Consider the following 13,787-nt stretch of genomic DNA (forward strand, 5'->3'; position numbering starts at 1 on the left):
CGCCCAGCTGCTGCGCCGGGTCAAGCTCACCCCCGGACAGCACTGACACACGCACGAACGGCGGCCCGGTCGGGATGATCCGACCGGGCCGCCGCCCGCCTGGACAGGCGCAGGCGATTCGGGTACGTCGGTTCAGGGCGTCATCGGCTGCCACGTCGCGCCCGAGTCGGCGCTGCGCAACACCCGGCCGTCCTCGGTGGCCAGGTAGATGAGGTTCTCGTGCACGGTGAGCGCGACCGGGGCGCCCGCTGCGCGCCCGGCGGTGGGCGACCAGGTCGCCGCACCGTCGACGGAACGCACCAGTGCGCCATCCGCCGTGACCGCCACCAGCTCCCGCGCGGACCAGTGCAGCAGCACCGCTGGTGGACCGCCGGCCGGCGCCCAGGTGCGGCCACCGTCAGTGGAGCGGCGCGTGCCCTGTTCCGTGGTTGCCAGGAGGGTGTTCGGACGGTGCGGGTCGACGGCCAGGTCGTAGGCCTCGATCGTGGAACGGGTCTGCCACGCGACCCGGTCGGTGCTGGCCATCAGGGCGCCGCTGGTCGAATCGAGGCCGTACACGACGCCGCCGGAAGAGCGCAGCAGGTGGAAGTCGGCCTGCCCGGCCAGGGACAGGGTCCGCCAGGAAAGGCCGGCATCGGTGCTGTGGATCAGCCCCAGGTGCCTCGGCCCGTCCTCGCCGGGGGCCGGGTGCCCGGAGGCGAGGAACTCGTCGGGGCCGGTCACCGTGAAGCCCATCGTGTCCTGTCGGCCGTTCCCCACCCGGGTCGCCTCGGCACCGGAGAACCGGACCACTCCGTGGTGGGTGGCCACATACAGCTGTCCGTCGGCGGGGTTCACGCCCAGGCCGTGCACGTGGCCCAGCCCGCCGCTGCCCAACGCCGACGAGCCGGTGGAGGTGGCGTCGCCACGCCGGCCGACGGCGGTGGCCGCGGCGGTGACCAGCAGGAGGACGCCGACCGCGACGCCGATCCATGCCAACCGATTCTGCCCCTTGTGGGCCACACCAAGCTCCCTTGCCTCGCCCTGCGACCTGCGCTGGCGGCCCGGGATCATCCCGCGCCGTCCCCCGGATCGTATGCCATCTACTATGGCTGGATAGTAGTAGTGTCGTCAGGCGTCACGGTGCGGACATGACGCGCCAGCGAGTGTGCGCCCAGCGTCGGCGCAGCGAGGAGGTTGTCGGTGCGTCAGGTCATGGCGGCGCCCAACCGGGCGTTGCGACGCGCGGTATCGGTTGCCGGAGCCGCGGTACTGGCTGCAGCGGTGGGATTCGTGCTGCGATTCGATCCCACCGACCGGGTCGCCGACCCGACCGGCCCCTGCCTGTGGCACTCCCTCACCGGCGTCAACGGGCCGGGCTGCGGTGGCACCCGCATGTTCTACTACTTGCTGCACGGCGACCTCGTCGAGGCCGCTCGCCACCACCTGGCCGCGCTGATCGCGGTGCCATTCGTGGCGTACCTCGGCGTGCGATTCCTCGCCTCGGCCTGGCTCGACCGCGAACTACCCGCGCTGCGCCTGCCCGCCTGGGCCTACGGGGCGTACGCCGCCGTCTTCCTGCTCCACAGCACGGTGCTGCGTAACCTGCCGTGGGCGCCGTTCTCCTGGTTCGACATCCCCAACCTGACGCCGTAGCACCGAGGAACGGCGCTGCGAGGTCAGCGTAGGCTGACGTGGATGTGGGAGGCGGTGTGCCGTTGAACGGCCTGGGTGAGTTGGAAGCCGCCGTCATGGACGTGCTGTGGCAGGCGGGTGAGCCCCTGCGGGTGCGTGAGGTGCTCAACAGACTGACCGGACGCACCCTGGCCTACACCACCGTCATGACTGTGCTGGACAACCTGCACCGCAAGCAGTGGGTGCTGCGCGACAAGAGCGGCAAGGCGTACCACTATCGGCCCGCCGGCAGCCGGGAGGAACTCGTGGCTCGAACCTTGCGGCGCATGCTGGAGACAAGTCTCCAACCCGACGTGGTGCTTCTGCACTTCGCCCGTTCGGCCTCTGACCGGGAACTGGCGGTGCTGCGGCAGGTGCTCGGCGAGCAGTCGGATCGCCGGTGAGCCCGGGCATCGCCCTCATCGTCGGTGCGTTCGTCGTAGCCTGGCTGGCCCCGGCCCCGCTGGAGCGCGCCGTGGGCGGGGTTCGTGACCCGGTCGCCGTGTTGCTCGCCTGGTGGGGCAGTCTGGCCGCAGTGCTGCTGACCTTCACCGCCGGGGTGGTACTGCTGCTCACGCCCGCCGATAGCGTCGAGGACTGGGCAGAGTATCTCGCGCACCACTGTTGGCTTGCGGTGCGCCACGGCCGGCTGCCGGCGCAGGACGAGGTCCTTGGCGTGACCGGCGTGGTGGCGGTCGCCGCGCTGGCCGCGCGAGGCGTGGTCGTTGCTGCCCGACAGCGGCGTTCGCACCGCGACTCCCGACAAGCACACCAGGACCTGGTGACCCTGGTCGGCGAAACCCTCACGCCGGAGCGTGAACCGGTGCTGCGGGTTCCGCATCGCGCGCCACTGGCCTACAGCGTTGGTGGCGGCCGGGGCCTGCTGGTCGTCAGCGCTGGCGTCCTGGGCCTGCCCGCTGCGCAACGCGCAGCGGTGCTGTGTCACGAGCGGGCCCACCTGCGCGGCCGCCACCATCTGATCGTCGCCCTCGCGGAGGTCCTGGCGGCGGCCGCACCGTGGGTGCCGCTGACCCGCCGCGCCCCGCGCGCCATGCGCCTTCTGGTCGAGCTGTCCGCCGACGCGGCCGCCGTGCGCGCCTGCGGCGCGCCCGCAGTTCGCGCGGCGCTGATCGCCCTCAACGGTGCTCCACACCCCGCGCACGCCCTGCCGATGGCCGGAGCGGACGTGCCTATGCGGCTGCACCGCCTGCAGGCCGGGGAACCGGGCTCCCGGGCGTCGACCCGTGTCGCACTTCCGCTGGCCGCGGTGCTCGCGCCGGCACTGGTCAGTGTCGCCACCACCATCCTCTTCTGCGCCTGAGCATCCTGCGGCCCCCGTGGCGAACCAGGTTCGCTGAAGAGGCGCGATTCCGTCACGCCACGAACCGAACGTCAGCGTTCCTTCAGGCAAGCCAAGCGGTGCACCTCGGAGGGGCCATGACGCCGGACGGCAGCCGTTCAAGCCCAGATGTCGACTCCTGTGACCGTGTTGATGCGGCAGGGGCGCGGCCGGTCGTGCCCGTGTCCGGGACGGACACGACCGGCCAGGTGGTCAGCCGACGAGCTGGTAGCCGGCCTGTTCGACTGCGGTGCGTACGTCGGCGGTCTCCAGGGCGGCGTCGCTGGTGACGGTGACCAGGCCGTCGGTCACATCGACCTCGACGCCCGTGACGCCAGCGACGGTGCTGAGGTGCTTGCGTACGGAGTTGGCGCAGCCCCCGCAGGTCATTCCGGACACGGTGTAGGTGGTCCGGACGCCGTCCTGGGTGGCGGTGGCCGGCGGGGCGGTGTCAACGGCAGTGGCGCAGCCGCAACTGGATTCGCTGTTGCACATGGACATCTCCTCTGGTGGGTGTGGGTAGGCACGGCGGATCAGGACTGGACGGCTCTCCACCACCGACCGCTTCGCAGCGACGGTGCGTGGGATGCCGGTGCAACAAGGACCCTCGTCTGACCCTCTGGTCACCCGGAGCCCCTCCCTCAGCCCGGAGGAGCTGCGGTGTGGGCGTCCTCTGCCTGGGTGCCGGTGTCCCCGTCACGATCCGCCTTTCTGGATAAGTGGACGCTACCCCAGGGGGGTATATGGCGCAAGGGGTTCGTGTGTTCGGGTGTCGTTGGCGTGGATCACTTGACGTCAGATACCCCTAGGGGGTAAACATTCTCCACTTACCCGTACCCCCTAGGGGCATAAAGGAGTGGTTGTGATGTCACCCAGGACCAAGCGGTGGTGGGCGCTCGGCCTCATCGCGCTCGCCCAGTTCATGGTCATCATGGACACCTCGATCATCGGCGTCGCTCTACCTCGGATGCAGACGGACCTCGGCTTCTCGCCAGAGAACCTGTCCTGGGTGTTCAACGCCTACGTCGTCGCCTTCGGCGGCCTGCTGCTGCTCGGCGGCCGGTTGTCCGACCTGTTCGGCGCCCGCCGCATGTTCACCGCCGGCTGGCTGATCCTCCTGGCCGGGTCGGCCGCCGCCGGCCTGGCCGACAGCGTCGCCGTCGAGCTGGCCGCCCGCGCCGTCCAGGGCGCCGGCGCCGCCCTGATCGCGCCCTCGGCGTTGACCCTGCTGATGATGCTCTTCGGCGCCGAGCCGCGGGAACTCACCAGAGCCCTTGCTCTCTACGGAGCCGCGGCACCCGCCGGCGGCACCGCCGGCGTCTTCCTCGGCGGCGTCATCACCGAGTACGTCAGCTGGCCCTGGGTCTTCTACATCAACATCCCGATCGCGCTGGTCGCCGTCCTCGCCGCCCCGGCGCTGATGCCGGCCGGCGGCGCCCGCCGAGGCTCCCTCGACGTCGCCGGAGCGCTCACCGTGACCCTCGGTCTCGGGGCCGCCGTCTACGCCATCGTCCGCGCCCCCGAGGTCGGCTGGTCCTCCGGGCAGACCTGGTTGGTCCTGGCCGGCGCCGTCGCCGCCCTGGCGGCGTTCCTCGCCATCCAGGCCGCCCGCCGGGAGCCGCTGATGCGCCTGTCCATCTTCCGCGCCACGAACCTCGCCGCCGCGAACATCGCCCAACTGCTGCTCGGCGCGGCCTGGATCCCGATGTGGTTCTACCTCAACCTGTACCTGCAGCAGGTCCTCGGCTACAGCGCCTTCCCCAGCGGTGCCGCGCTGCTGCCCATGACCGTCCTCATCATGGTCGGGATGATCGCCCTCGCACCGCGGGCCATCAACCGATTCGGCCCCAAGCCCATGGTCGTGACCGGCCTCGCGGTCCTCGCCGCCGGCCTCGGATGGCTCGCTCTGATCCGCCCGGACGGCACCTTCGTCACCGACGTCCTGCCCGCCTCACTCGTCGCGGCGCTGGGCATGTCGCTCGCCTTCATCCCGTCGCTGGGCACCGCGATCTCCAGCGCCCGCCCCGAGGAAGGCGGGCTGGCATCCGGCATCGTCAACACCAGCTACCAGGTCGGCTCCGCCCTCGGCCTGGCCGCCATGACCGCCGTCGCCGCGTCCTACGGCGCCGACCAACTCGGCGACCTGCCGGCCCTGACCGACGGCTACTCCGCCGCCTTCATCGGCGCCGGGATCATCGCCGCCGCGGGAGCTGCCATCGCGGCGATCACCCTGCGCAGCACCGCACCCCACCCGGAACAGACCACCGACGCCCAGCCCGCCCAGGTCAGCTGACCCGAATCCCCACCACACTCACCTCGATCACCAGCAGTGTGTGAAGGAGAGCACCATGACCACCATCGACCCGACCCCGACCGCCCACGACGACCCGTCGAACGCCACCGCCCGGCACCCCGCTACGGACGACGCCCGAGGTGCCGATGCCGCCACTCGCGACGCCTTCGAACGGCTCGCCGCGGAAGGCGTTGCCGTCGCAGACAACACCGGCCCCACCGCCGAGCGCCGAGTCACCTCCACAACGACCCGGCCGGAGGCAAAGGCGACGGTGCGGGCCAGGTCTGAACCGCCACTTGCGTGATCCGCCACCTGATGACGTCTTCGGGGCGGTCGGCCGTAACGGCCGACCGCCCCGAAGCTCGGCGGTCGCAGCCAGCGCCTGACAGCTCACCGACTTCACCGAAGCCGTCGCGGAGCACGACCTGACCGGGCCGCTCGAGTACGCATGAATGACGGCTCTGCGCTTCGGCCTCGATGTTGGGGACGTCGGGTCAGGTGATGTCGCGGCGCATGGGGATGATGACGGCGATCAGCGAGGCGGCGAGTGCGTACGTGGTGAGCAGCAGTGCGCCGGTGGCTGGTGGCAGTAGCTGGATGGCCGTGCTGCCGACCTGTTCGGACATGGCGTCAGCAAGGTAGGTGAAGTCGGTGAGGGAGGCGGTGGCGCCACCGGGCAGGACTGGATAGAGCGCGTTGATGCCGGGGATCATCATGAGCAGCGTCTCGCCCAGGTACAGGTAGCCGATCACGACGCACAGGGCTATGACCTGGTGGCGGATCAGGGCGCCCATGCCCACGCCGATCAGCAGGTACACGACCATGGCCAGGCCGATGCGGGCCAGCAACGCCAGCACCGTGCTGGCTGGCAGGCCGAGCGCGACGCCGCGGGCGGCGGCGACCGCGAAGAGGGCTGCGGCGGCGGTGCCGGCGAGGACCAGCCCGTACGCCAGTCCACCGACGCCGTACGCGGCGAGCTTGGCCGCCAACACCTGCCACCGGCGCGGCGCGAACAGGAACGTGACGGCGGCGGTACGGTGCCGGTACTCGGACGTGACGGCGAGTGTGCCGACGGCGGCCGGCACGAACGCGGTGTAACCGAGGATGCCGAGGATCGAGCGGATGCCGGTTTCGGTGTCCAGTCCGGGCATGGGTGGGTCGAAGTTCTCCGGACCGACCAGCGCCATCGCACCCATCATGCCGCCGCCGATCAGCACGGCGGCGAGCCGCAGCCCACTCCACAGACGGGTGGCCAACAACCGGCGGAACTCGGCCTTGATCAGGTGGTTCATGCGGTGGTCGCCGCCCTGTCGGTGGTCAGGTGGAGGAAAAGTTGTTCGAGGCTGGGGTTCTCGGTGACCAGCTCGTGTATCCGCAGCCGGCACGTGGCGGCCAGGTCGGCGACGTGCGGCGCGTCCAGCCCGTACACCCGTAGCCGGCCCGCCCCGACGGCTTCGACCCGCGGTGCGTCGCCGTCTGGCCGGCTGACTCGCAGGGCGGCGGCCAGCCGGTCGGCATCCGGCGAGCTCACCAGCACCGCTGGCGGTCCGGCGAGCCGTGACCACGGTCCAGCGGCGACGAGCTCGCCGTGGCGGACCACCACCACGTCGTCGACGAGCTGCTGGATCTCGCTGAGCACGTGGCTGGAGATCAGGATCGTGCGCCCCTCATCGGCCAGCCGGCGCAGGAAGCCACGCAACCACAGCATGCCCTCGGGGTCGAGGCCGTTGCTCGGCTCGTCTAGCAGAAGCACCGAGGGGTCGCCGAGCAGGGCGGTGGCGAGGCTGAGTCGTTGCCGCATGCCGGTGGAGAACCCGCGGGTGCGGCGGTCGGCGGCCTCGGTGAGGCCGAGCAGGTCGAGCAGGTCGGTGACCCGGCTGTCCCGGTAGCCGCCCATCGCGGCGTAGACGCGCAGGTGGTCGCGGGCGGTGTGGCCGGGGTGGAACGCGCTTGCGTCGAACACCGCCCCGACGGTGCGTGACGGCCGTGGCAGCCGCCCGTACGGCTGGCCGCCGATCGTCGCAGTGCCGGAGGTGGGTGACACGAGGCCGGTCAGCATGCGCATCGTGGTGGTCTTGCCCGCGCCGTTCGGGCCCAGGAAGCCAGTGACCACTCCCGGTTCGACCGTGAAGGTCAGATCACGTACGGCGGTGACCTCGCCGTACCGCTTGGTCAGGTGCGAGACCTCGATCGTCAGGCGGTCGCCGTTCACGCGCCGGCCGCCGACGCGCGTCCGATCGCGTCCGCGATCTCCGGCGCAGCCGGATTGGAGAGCACGACCTCGTCGAACTGACCACCGGCGGCCGCTCGGTCCAGGCCGAGATGCAGCCCCAGCTCGCCCCGGCGTGCCGCCACGAGCTGACGGGGACCGGCGAACAACCCCCAAACACCGATCTTGACGAAGCCGGACACCACCATTCCGCGCCGGGCGCCCCGCGCCAGGCGCAGCGGGTCGGCCACAACGGCCACACTCCGCACCGCAGTGACGGGGACAGCCAGCCGCTCACGCCCGATCCAGAGCCGCTCCCACCCGGTGAACCGAATGTCGACCAGGTCGATGGCAACCGTGACTGAGGCCATCAGTCATTCCCTTCCCTCGGGTCGGAGCCTTCGCCCCGCTCTGGCGTCTGTTGTGGACTGTCGGTGGCTGCCGGCTGATCGGCCGGCAGCAGGATGGTGGCCAGCAGTCGAGGCACCCTGCCCTCGCCAGGCTCGTTGCCCAGCAGCGGGCCGATGACCTGGCTGAGGTCGGCGGCGAACTTTGCCAGCTCCGCGTCGGTCAGGTGGAGCACGAGCTGCTGGTACCCGACCCCGTCGGCGGCGAAGTCGATCCGCTCGCGGGCGAGGTAGCGGGAGAACTCCGACAGCAGGCTCGACACGAAGGCGGTGAAGTAGCGGGCGTGATCCTCGGGCGTCGCGGTGGCCAGGGCTGCGGCGTCCAGCGTCGCGCCGTGGGCCGGCAGGGCGTAGACCCGCTCGACGGCCCCGCGGATCCTGCGTTCCTCCACCACCTCGATCAGGCCGGCCTTGACCAGCGTGGCCAGGTGCCGGTACAGCGTGGCCTGCGGGATGTCCGGCAACAGCGCCGCCAGGTCGTGCGTAGTCAGCCGCGCACCCGCCACCGCCCGCAGGACCCGGATGCGCACCGGGTGCAGCGCCAACTCTGCCCAACGCTCCCTCGACAACTCCACGAGCCAACGGTATCACTATTGAGAATGAGAATGGTAAGGGTGGTGGTCTCCTGTCGGGTGATCTCGTGTCCGGCGATGGCGCGCTCGACGGCACGGTCACCGCGCTGCGCCCTGGGCTCCCCGAAGGCGGACAGGTGTGCCCGTCGCCCGCGTGGGTACCCGTCCGGCCGACCTGGAGGAGACCACGGTGACGGACGAGGCACCCGACTATTTCCAGCCCGAGCACGGGCTGGTGCTCACCCACCTGTTGATCGTGCGGGACGTGGACCGTTCGCGGGAGTTCTACCGCAACGTGCTGGGAGCGACGGTGGTGCGCGAGCGGCAACCGGCCATTCTCCGACTGCACAACGGCTACATCGTGATCAACGACGAGGGCGGCCCGACCGACGACAAGCCGACCGTCCGGGCGCAGGCACCGGCGGACCCGAACGTGCTCAGCGGCGCGCTCAACATCCGGGTCACCGACGTGCGCGCCGTCTACGAGCTGTGGCGCTCCCGCGGCGGACAGTTCCTGACCGAACCGAAGGATCACGGGGTGGAGATCCGCTGCTACCTGCGTGATCCGGACGGCTACCTCATTGAACTCGGTCAGGGCACCGGAATCCTCGCTGAGATGGGACGACCGGCCCTCACCCAGCGGTGACCCCTCACGCGTCGACTTCCTAGCGGACGGCCTGGGTCGAAACGCCGCTCGGTCGAGACTGCCCCGCGGACCTGGCCGCGGGGGGTGTGCCGCCGGGCGCAGGGATGGTCATCCGGTGGTCAGGCCGACGATGAACGGAAGCGTGGCGATCGAGAGCAGCGTCTGCGCGCCGGTGATGGACGCGATGAGGTGCGTGTCGCCGCCCATCCGCCTGGCGAGGACGTAGGCGGACGGTGCGGTCGGGACAGCGCAGATGATCGCGATGCTGGTGAGCGTCGCGCCGCTGACGCCGAGTGCTGTGGCGATGGCGACCGCCGTAAGGGGCAGGGCGACGAGCTTGAGCGCGGATGTCGAGAGGACGTCGACGACATCGCGCCGTCGCAGGCGGAAGGTGATTGCCGCACCTGCCGCCAGCGTTCCGCTCACCAGCGCGGGCGCGGCGAGCATGTCGAGGGTGGTGGCCAGGAACGCGGGCAGTTCGATGTGGAGCAGGCTCAGGGCGAGGCCGGCCACGCAGCCCTGGATGAGGGGGTTGCCGAGGAGTTCGCGCCAGAGCCTGGGCGGGTGGCGGTCGTCCCGGTCGCCGTGTTTCGACAGGACGCTCACCGATATGACGTTGACGAGCGGGACCATGACCGCGGCGGCCAGGGCGAAGGTGGCGACGCCTTCCGGGCCGAAAGTGGCGGACGCGAACACGAGCCCGATGTAGGTGTTGATGCGGATGCTGCCCTGGACCAGCGAGGTCAGTTGCGGGCCGTTCGCGCGGAGCGGACGACGCAGGGCGATGACGAGCACGGAGACGACGGCGACCGGGACGGCCAGACTGGGCAGCAATGCCGCTGGCGAGGCGGCGGCCAGGTCGGTCGCGGCGATCGAGGTGACGAACAGCGCGGGCGTGAAGACGCGGTAGCTCATCCACTCGATGCCGCGCCAGAATCCCGGGTCGGTCACCAGCCGCCGGCGCAGCACCGTGCCGAGTCCGAGCAGCAGCACGATCGGGACGACCGCCATGACGACGAGATGCATGTCAACGACTGTGTTGCAATGGTTCAGTGCAGTTCAACCATGACAACATGACCGGGGTCCGTCTCGCCGCCGATCTCGCCAACCTCGTGGTCGAGGGCCGGTCCGGCGTGGGCGGGACCGGGGCGGGGGAGATCGAGGCGGTCCTGCGTACGCACGAGATCCGCCGACCGGCGCTCACGGCCCGGCAGGCAGAGATCCTGCGGGTGTGGGGTGTGCGACTGCGAGCCGTGTTCGAGGCGTCCGGGACCGACGAGCGCTGCGCGGCGATCAACGCGCTGCTGGTCGAGGGAACTGCCGGGGCGTTTCTGACCACCCACGACGGGCTGCGTCCGCACCTGCACTTCACGCCCGAGGACGATGATGCCGTCGGCCGGGTCCGAGCGGTCACGGCCGGCGGCCTGGCGATCTTCGCGGTCGAGGCGGAAGGGCGGCGGCTGGGCGTCTGCGCCCGGTCGACGTGCGTGACGGTGTTCGTCGACACCAGCCGCAACGGGCGGCGCGAATACTGCTCGACCCGGTGCGGCAACCACGACGCCGTGCATCGCCATCGGACCCAGCGCCGAGCAGGCAGGTGATCGACGATCAGACCACGCGCCGGGTGGCAGGGCCCCCGCGTCGGCCGGAACCTGCCCGCACATCGAGAAAAGCGCAGCTCTCTATTGCGTCCGCCGTCCGCGCAGGTCAAGATCCTCCAAAGCAAGAGGTGGTCCGCTCCCCGGGCGTCACCAGCGCTCTTCCGCGCCCCGCTCGGTGGTCGGTGGATCCACGAGAGGAGTACGCGTGCAGGTACACACGAAGTCGACGATCCTTCGCTCCCGCGGGGCCCTGGCCGCCGCCGTGACGGCCGCGCTGGCCGGCTCCATCCTCACCGCTCCGGCCGTCTCCGCCGCCGCTCCCGAGGGACCGGGGCAGGGCAGCTGCAAGATCGCCGAGGACCCGTCCTGGTCGGGCTGGAGCAACCACGAGCAGGTCGGTGACCAGCTGGCGCAGATCGAGCGCACCAGCGGCGGCCGGGTGGACGTCGAGGTGGTCGGGCGCTCGCCGGAGGGCCGGGAGCTGTACACGGCCCGGGTCGGCACCGGCGACAAGGTGCTGCTGGTCACCAGCGCGATCCACGGCAACGAGCGGACCGGCACCGAGGCGCTGCTCGGGATCCTCAAGCGCCTGGGCAGCGCCGGTGACGCGCAGACGCGACAGATCCTCACCGAGGTCACCTTCGTCGCCATGCCGATGGTCAACCCCGACGGCGGCGAGCTCAACCGGCGCATGAACGTACGGTCCTGGGACGCGACGGTCGCGGAGTTCCCGCAGCTGGCCGGCGCCCCGCGCGCCTGGTACCACCGGCTCAACGGGGACGGCATCAACCTGCCCGGCTACGACCTGAACCGCGACTTCAACCCCGACCTCGACTACGTTCCGCGCGCCGCCGACCTTCCGGGCCGCGACACCGACGCCGGGTTCTTCCTCTCCCCGGAGTCGCGGGCCATCCGCGACGTCTACGTGGGTCTGCGGGAGGAGAAGGGCGCCGTCGACGCGTACATCGACCTGCACCACATGGGGCCGTGCGACCGGATCACCGGCGGTGAGCAGGACGGCAACCTCATCTCCGTCTCGCTCGACTACCCGCCGCTGGGCGTGCAGGACGGCGCCGCGTACAAGGCGACGTGGCCGGCGCTGGACCAGGACAAGTCCCGCCGCTACGCCCTCACCGTCGCCAACGGCATGACCGCGAAGTACGGCGACCAGTCGAAGCTCGCCGCCATCGGCCGGTACTACCACCCGGACAACCGGGAGTACGCGGGCCAGGGCCGCTCGGCGTTCGCCCTGAACGGCACCGGCACGGTGCTGTTCGAGGTGCGCGGCCAGCAGGACGACCTGGGCCAGAAGCAGCACGGCATGCTCGTGCAGAGCGTGCAGACCGGCGTGGAGTCGCTGCTCAACGGCCTGGCCGACGGCACCGTCGACCGGGTCGACGGTGACGACTTCTTCGACCTGCCCGACTACGGCTGGGACACCACCAACGACTGACGATCGTTAGCGGCTGGCGGCCCCGGGGCAGGAGCTCCGGGGCCGCTGGCGTCGGCTGGATGGTGCCCCGTTCCAGGCCGAGATGCTCGTCTGGCCGGTGACGGGAAGGTATTGCTAGTGCCCCGTCTTTGAACGTTGGCCGGGTAATCGGTTGGTTCTGAAAATTGTCGTACGGGTGGTGTTGGCTTCGGTTTGTGCCTCGTCGTCGGGATCCTGCGGCGCCTGCGGTGGTGCACCGCACCGCCCGTGTCGCTGTGCGGGTGACGGCGGGCCAGCGGCGGCGGTGTTTCGGTCTGCTGCGCTCGGCCGGCGACGTATGGGCGTGCGTACTGGAGGTCAACGCCTGGCGACGCCGCCGCCGAGCCACTCCGCTGGTGAGCTATCAGGATTTGTGTCGGGAGTTGTCGGCCTCCGGTCCGGGCACGTTCGCGGAGTTGGACTCGACCGGGGCGCGGTCGGTGTTCCGGCGGTTCTCGGATGCGTGGTTCGCGGCGGCGAAACACCGCAAGGCAGGTGATCCGTCGGCACGGTTTCCGCGTCGGCGGCGGGGGTTGGTGCCGGTGCGCTGGTACCACGGCACGTTCACCCTCGACGGCCACCGCGTGCGCATCCCGACCGCGAAAGACACGGCATCTCTGTGGGTGCGCTTGGCGCGGGAGGTGCCGTATCCGGTGGAGCAGGTCCGCTCGATCACTCTGCTGTGCGAGGGCGGCCGGTTGTTCCTCGATGTGACCGCCGAGGTCCCGGTTGCGGTGTATCCGGCTGGTGAGGGGCCGGATCCCGGCCGGGTGGCGGGCGTCGACGTCGGTGTGATTCACCCGTACGCGGTCGCTGGTCCTGGTGGGGAGGCGTTGTTGGTGTCGGGGCGGGCGATCCGCGCCGAGCACCGCATGCACCTGGCCGACACCAAGACTCGCCGTCGTGCCGTCGCCCGCCGGGCGCCGAAGCCGGGCCAGCGGGGGTCACGGCGGTGGCGTCAGTACCGGGCTCGCGCCCGTCGGGTGGAGGCCCGTCATCGGCGGCGGGTGCGGCAGGCCCAACACGAAGCCGCCCGCACCGTCGTCGACTGGGCCGTCCGGCAGCGGGTGGGGGTGTTGCACGTCGGCGACGCCCGCGGCGTCCTGGACCTGTCGGCGGGGCGGCGGCACAACCTGCGGCTACGGCAATGGCAGATCGGGCGACTCCTGCAGATCCTGACCGACAAAGCCACCCTCGCCGGCATCACCCTCCGGCTCGTCGACGAACGCGGCACCTCGTCGACCTGCCCGGCCTGCCGGCGTCGTGTGCCGAAGCCGCGGGGCCGGACCCTGACCTGCCCACACTGCCAGTTCTCAGGCCACCGCGACCTCGTCGCGGCGGCCAGCATCGCCACCCGCACCCCGGGCGGCGGACCCACCACCCCCACACCTGTGGTGTTGCCTGGGGTGGTCACGCACCGTCGAGCCGGCCGGCACCTCCCCGGCACCGGCCGGTCCCGACGTGACCCCCGCCGCCCACCCGGGCGGCGCAAGGGTCCAGATGGCCCGCTGTGGCCCGCCCCACCACATGGTGGGGAGTCGCTCGCCAATTCGGCGAGGATCCACAACACCCACCGGAAACCCGGTGAACGTTAGT

16 protein-coding genes are annotated in these 13,787 nt (G+C 71.0%); 9 read left to right on the forward strand and 7 right to left on the reverse strand.

The genetic code is table 11. The annotated features are described in order from the left end of the window. Positions 1-132 precede the first annotated feature (132 nt). Entirely contained in the window at positions 133-1,002 is an 870-nt protein-coding gene (locus ABT006_RS28075; protein WP_350711221.1) for a F510_1955 family glycosylhydrolase, read from the reverse strand. Between the two features lie 270 nt (positions 1,003-1,272). On the opposite strand from ABT006_RS28075, the gene ABT006_RS28080 reads away from it, so the two are divergent. Genes ABT006_RS28080 through ABT006_RS28090 form a run of 3 tightly spaced genes read left to right on the forward strand, consistent with a single transcriptional unit; the run spans position 1,273 to position 2,974 of the window. Continuing rightward, positions 1,273-1,635 (forward strand): DUF2752 domain-containing protein, encoded by a 363-nt coding sequence (locus ABT006_RS28080; protein ID WP_350711223.1) that lies wholly within the window; start codon positions 1,273-1,275, stop codon positions 1,633-1,635. Positions 1,636-1,691: 56 nt separating this feature from the next. Continuing rightward, positions 1,692-2,057 (forward strand): BlaI/MecI/CopY family transcriptional regulator, encoded by a 366-nt coding sequence (locus ABT006_RS28085; RefSeq protein ID WP_350711225.1) that lies wholly within the window; start codon positions 1,692-1,694, stop codon positions 2,055-2,057. Then, positions 2,054-2,974 carry a M56 family metallopeptidase gene (locus tag ABT006_RS28090; protein WP_350711227.1) on the forward strand — a complete coding sequence of 307 codons (921 nt, stop codon included), beginning with the start codon at positions 2,054-2,056 and terminating at the stop codon, positions 2,972-2,974. The genes ABT006_RS28085 and ABT006_RS28090 overlap by 4 nt, the downstream gene beginning before the upstream one ends. 231 nt (positions 2,975-3,205) lie before the next feature. On the opposite strand, the gene ABT006_RS28095 is transcribed toward ABT006_RS28090, so the two are convergent. Next, a complete protein-coding gene (locus tag ABT006_RS28095; protein WP_350711229.1) occupies positions 3,206-3,487 on the reverse strand; it encodes a heavy-metal-associated domain-containing protein in 282 nt (93 codons plus the stop codon). Positions 3,488-3,857: 370 nt separating this feature from the next. Between ABT006_RS28095 and ABT006_RS28100 the strand changes: the two genes are divergently transcribed. Both ABT006_RS28100 and ABT006_RS28105 read left to right on the forward strand, forming a co-directional pair. After that, positions 3,858-5,285 carry an MFS transporter gene (locus ABT006_RS28100; RefSeq protein WP_350711231.1) on the forward strand — a complete coding sequence of 476 codons (1,428 nt, stop codon included), beginning with the start codon at positions 3,858-3,860 and terminating at the stop codon, positions 5,283-5,285. 55 nt (positions 5,286-5,340) lie between these two features. Next, a complete protein-coding gene (locus ABT006_RS28105) occupies positions 5,341-5,589 on the forward strand; it encodes a hypothetical protein (RefSeq protein WP_350711233.1) in 249 nt (82 codons plus the stop codon). Positions 5,590-5,779: 190 nt separating this feature from the next. On the opposite strand, the gene ABT006_RS28110 is transcribed toward ABT006_RS28105, so the two are convergent. From ABT006_RS28110 to ABT006_RS28125, 4 genes are read right to left on the reverse strand one after another with little or no spacing between them, the layout of a single operon-like run. Beyond that, the gene (locus ABT006_RS28110; protein ID WP_350711234.1) at positions 5,780-6,577 is read right to left on the reverse strand and encodes an ABC transporter permease; all 798 of its coding nucleotides are present in this window, start codon (positions 6,575-6,577) and stop codon (positions 5,780-5,782) included. Next, on the reverse strand, positions 6,574-7,497 hold the full coding sequence (locus ABT006_RS28115) for an ATP-binding cassette domain-containing protein (protein ID WP_350711236.1): 924 nt from the start codon (positions 7,495-7,497) through the stop codon (positions 6,574-6,576). Before ABT006_RS28115 ends, ABT006_RS28110 begins: the two co-directional genes overlap by 4 nt. Beyond that, entirely contained in the window at positions 7,494-7,865 is a 372-nt protein-coding gene (locus ABT006_RS28120; RefSeq protein ID WP_350711238.1) for a hypothetical protein, read from the reverse strand. The genes ABT006_RS28115 and ABT006_RS28120 overlap by 4 nt, the downstream gene beginning before the upstream one ends. Further along, positions 7,865-8,476, reverse strand: coding sequence for a helix-turn-helix domain-containing protein (locus tag ABT006_RS28125; protein ID WP_350711240.1), 612 nt, complete (start codon positions 8,474-8,476; stop codon positions 7,865-7,867). The genes ABT006_RS28120 and ABT006_RS28125 overlap by 1 nt, the downstream gene beginning before the upstream one ends. Before the next feature lie 151 nt (positions 8,477-8,627). On the opposite strand from ABT006_RS28125, the gene ABT006_RS28130 reads away from it, so the two are divergent. Continuing rightward, positions 8,628-9,119 carry a VOC family protein gene (locus ABT006_RS28130; protein ID WP_350711242.1) on the forward strand — a complete coding sequence of 164 codons (492 nt, stop codon included), beginning with the start codon at positions 8,628-8,630 and terminating at the stop codon, positions 9,117-9,119. Between the two features lie 108 nt (positions 9,120-9,227). Here the strand turns inward: ABT006_RS28130 and ABT006_RS28135 are convergent, their stop codons facing one another. Beyond that, positions 9,228-10,145 carry an AEC family transporter gene (locus ABT006_RS28135; RefSeq protein WP_350711243.1) on the reverse strand — a complete coding sequence of 306 codons (918 nt, stop codon included), beginning with the start codon at positions 10,143-10,145 and terminating at the stop codon, positions 9,228-9,230. A 47-nt stretch (positions 10,146-10,192) separates the two neighbouring features. Here ABT006_RS28135 and ABT006_RS28140 point away from each other — a divergent pair, with 47 nt between their 5' ends. The 3 genes from ABT006_RS28140 to ABT006_RS28150 all read left to right on the forward strand — a co-directional run bounded on the left by ABT006_RS28140 (position 10,193) and on the right by ABT006_RS28150 (position 13,786). Next, positions 10,193-10,720, forward strand: a complete 528-nt coding sequence (locus ABT006_RS28140; RefSeq protein ID WP_350711245.1) for a CGNR zinc finger domain-containing protein — start codon at positions 10,193-10,195, stop codon at positions 10,718-10,720. A 205-nt stretch (positions 10,721-10,925) separates the two neighbouring features. Beyond that, positions 10,926-12,173, forward strand: coding sequence for a M14 family zinc carboxypeptidase (locus ABT006_RS28145; protein WP_350711246.1), 1,248 nt, complete (start codon positions 10,926-10,928; stop codon positions 12,171-12,173). A gap of 260 nt (positions 12,174-12,433) precedes the next feature. After that, a complete protein-coding gene (locus tag ABT006_RS28150; protein WP_350711318.1) occupies positions 12,434-13,786 on the forward strand; it encodes an RNA-guided endonuclease InsQ/TnpB family protein in 1,353 nt (450 codons plus the stop codon). Position 13,787: the final 1 nt, after the last annotated feature.

It is taken from the genome of Micromonospora sp. NPDC002717 (genome assembly GCF_040295705.1).
In the GTDB taxonomy this organism is placed as follows: domain Bacteria; phylum Actinomycetota; class Actinomycetes; order Mycobacteriales; family Micromonosporaceae; genus Micromonospora.

Bases quoted from the DNA above. Each gene is read 5' to 3' on its own strand.
- ABT006_RS28095 (WP_350711229.1), bottom strand. From the start codon at position 3,487: ATGTGCAACAGCGAATCCAGTTGCGGCTGCGCCACTGCCGTTGACACC.
- ABT006_RS28100 (WP_350711231.1), top strand. From the start codon at position 3,858: ATGTCACCCAGGACCAAGCGGTGGTGGGCGCTCGGCCTCATCGCGCTC.
- ABT006_RS28105 (WP_350711233.1), top strand. From the start codon at position 5,341: ATGACCACCATCGACCCGACCCCGACCGCCCACGACGACCCGTCGAAC.
- ABT006_RS28110 (WP_350711234.1), bottom strand. From the start codon at position 6,577: ATGAACCACCTGATCAAGGCCGAGTTCCGCCGGTTGTTGGCCACCCGT.
- ABT006_RS28120 (WP_350711238.1), bottom strand. From the start codon at position 7,865: ATGGCCTCAGTCACGGTTGCCATCGACCTGGTCGACATTCGGTTCACC.
- ABT006_RS28135 (WP_350711243.1), bottom strand. From the start codon at position 10,145: ATGCATCTCGTCGTCATGGCGGTCGTCCCGATCGTGCTGCTGCTCGGA.
- ABT006_RS28140 (WP_350711245.1), top strand. From the start codon at position 10,193: ATGACCGGGGTCCGTCTCGCCGCCGATCTCGCCAACCTCGTGGTCGAG.